Annotated in this window: 2 protein-coding genes and 1 pseudogene; all 3 read left to right on the top strand. The window is 38.6% G+C overall.

Features of this window, described 5'->3' with window-relative positions; all coding sequences use genetic code 11:
- Positions 1–94: 94 nt before the first annotated feature.
- The gene (gene xerC, locus IEU71_RS09855) at positions 95–997 is read left to right on the top strand and encodes a tyrosine recombinase XerC (RefSeq protein WP_004914163.1); all 903 of its coding nucleotides are present in this window, start codon (positions 95–97) and stop codon (positions 995–997) included.
- Between the two features lie 40 nt (positions 998–1037).
- The gene (locus IEU71_RS09860) at positions 1038–1916 is read left to right on the top strand and encodes an aldose 1-epimerase family protein (protein WP_004914160.1); all 879 of its coding nucleotides are present in this window, start codon (positions 1038–1040) and stop codon (positions 1914–1916) included.
- Between the two features lie 357 nt (positions 1917–2273).
- A pseudogene (locus IEU71_RS09865) lies at positions 2274–2720 on the top strand (thiamine pyrophosphate-binding protein); the annotation flags it as partial.
- Positions 2721–2795: the final 75 nt, after the last annotated feature.

A 2795-nucleotide genomic window follows, 5' to 3' on the forward strand; every position in this document is an offset into this window, starting at 1 on the left:
TACGGTGTTCAATTAGTGAAGAGAAAACAGTCATAAAAATAAAAAATAATGTAAGTCTTTAAACTTACTATACGAGGCGGGTATAATATGAGATATGACAACGAGAGAACTAGAACTATATCATGATTATTTACAAGCGGAGCGCCAATACTCACCGCAAACCTTAAAAGCGTATCTCACTGATATCACCGAATTTGAAACATATTTATCTGAAAATGGCGGATTTACGCAATTTAAAGACGTTCAGGGACTAGATGTTCGCGTGTTTTTGAATGATCTTTACGAACATAATTTAGCACGAACAACCATTTCGCGTAAAATTAGTAGCCTTCGTATGTTTTATCAATTTTTGATTGCGAATAAATTTGCTTTGGATAATCCATTTGATAACGTGGCATTAAGAAAACATCAAAATCATCTACCTGAGTTTTTTTATGAAAATGAAATGCAGGAGTTATTTGATGTGGCCTATGATCATTCAGATAAACTTTGGCAGCGAAATGCTGCTTTACTGGAGTTTTTATATGCAACTGGCGCCCGTGTGGCGGAGATTGCTAGTTTGCAACTTGAGCAAGTCGATTTTTCGCAACGCTTAGTTTTAATTCATGGGAAAGGTAATAAAGACAGGTATGTACCTTTTGGTCATTTTGCATCAATAGCGCTGTCAACTTATATTGATGGATTACGATCAGATTTGACAGCAGGTATGGATCATCGTGTGGTCTTTGTTAATCATCGTGGGCAACCTATCACAACTGCAGGGATTACTTATATTCTTGATCAGCTCATGAAACAATCATCATTAACTGGCAAAATTCATCCCCACATGTTGCGACACACTTTTGCGACACATTTGTTAAATCACGGTGCTGACATGCGTACGGTGCAAGAATTATTAGGCCATGTCAATCTTTCTACGACGCAAATGTATACACACGTTACGCGAGAAAGCTTGCAAAAAAATTATCAAAATTTTTTTCCACGCGCAAAAAAGTAAACGCTTCACAAATGACAAAAAACAAGGTAGAATTATAGTTATGATAACTCTTGAAAATAAAAACCTAATTGTAAAAATCAATGAAGAAGGTGCTGAACTGACAAGCGTTTGGCATAAAGATGCTGAGTTGGAATACATTTGGATTGCTGATCCCAAATACTGGGGCCGTCACGCTTCTAATCTATTTCCAATTGTTGGTCGCTTACGTGGCGATCAATTTAAAGTGGCTGGGGAAACTTACTACATGAACCAACACGGTTTTGCCCGCAACATGGTCTTTGATGTTGTTGAGCAGAGTGAGAATAAAGTTGTTTTTCGTATTGTTGACACGGAAACAACACATCGTGTTTTTCCTTTTAAATTTCAGCTAGATATTAGTTATGAGTTAGGGGACGATGATACACTACATGTGGCCTATATTGTCCACAATCCGGACACTGAAGAATCATTGTTCTTCAGTGTTGGTGGGCACCCAGCATTCAATTTGCCGCTTGATGGCGGTAAATTCTCCGACTATTATTTGTCAATTGAACCAGAAGTCACGTATGATCGTGTTCGCCTCGTGGGACCATATTCAAATCCTAATAACCCAACGCCGTTTAATGCAAGTATTCCGCTTCGTTTACGACAAGAGGATTATCATGATGACGCGATTATTTTGAAGCTAGATCGTCAGAAAACATCATTTTTGTTAGCGCGATTGGCTAATCAGCACGGTTTACGCATGGTTTTGGATAATGCACAGTATATTGGTGTGTGGACACCAGCCGGCAAACAAGCACCGTTTATTGCACTTGAACCATGGTGGGGTATTGCTGATACAGTTGACGCTAGTGGTAACTTCAAGGAAAAGTTTGGTGTCAATGTTTTGGCAGCAGGTGACACGTTTGAAGGCACTTATAGTCTACAATTCTTTTAAAAAATCAAGACGTTTTAGCAGGTAGAGTTAATTTATTTTTTTATGAGAATTTAATTAGTTGTTGACAACTTTATTAAATTCCGTTATGATAAATAACATCAAATATTAAAGGTTAGGAAAAAATGAACAAAACAATCTTAAACAACAATAGTTATTTTTACTTCTGGTTTATGTAAACCCGTCGCACGCTGCGTGTGTCGGGAACGACGCACTTGGCGACCAGAAGTTTTTAAAGGTTGGGTCACTAGGTTGTAATGAACACTTAGTGACGTTCTATTTTTTCAGATAATGAATTTTCTGTTAAACCGAACTAAGTGTTATGCACTTAGTTCGGTTTTTTATATTACGGAGAATGATATGACAACAAATATTAGTATTGAAACGCAGACAATTAATACGTTGCGATTACTTTCGAATCAAATGATTACCAAGGCTGGCTCAGGGCATCCTGGTATAGCGTTGGGAGCGGCTCCTATTCTGTATGAATTGTATGCTAATCAACTTAAAATTAATCCAGAGAATCCGAAAATGATTAATCGAGATCGTTTTGTCCTCTCTGCTGGACATGGCGCTGCCTTATTATATGCAACTTTGCATCTGGCTGGTTTTAATATTTCTAGTGATGATCTGCAAGCTTTTAGGCAACCTTATTCGATAACTCCGGGCCATCCAGAAGTTGGCGTGACACCTGGTGTTGAAGCAACAACTGGTCCCTTGGGACAAGGATTGGGAATGGCTGTGGGAATGGCGATGGCGGAGGAACATTTGCGGGCTCATCACCCTGAGGTAATTAATCATTATACGGTAGATTGCAAGAATTAACCGAACACTGCAAACTGCTGAAAAACCTTTCGTGGTGATTGCCAGTTGAGTGTTTTC

Origin of the sequence: Leuconostoc falkenbergense, from assembly GCF_014634805.1 — a bacterium.
Lineage (GTDB): Bacteria > Bacillota > Bacilli > Lactobacillales > Lactobacillaceae > Leuconostoc > Leuconostoc falkenbergense.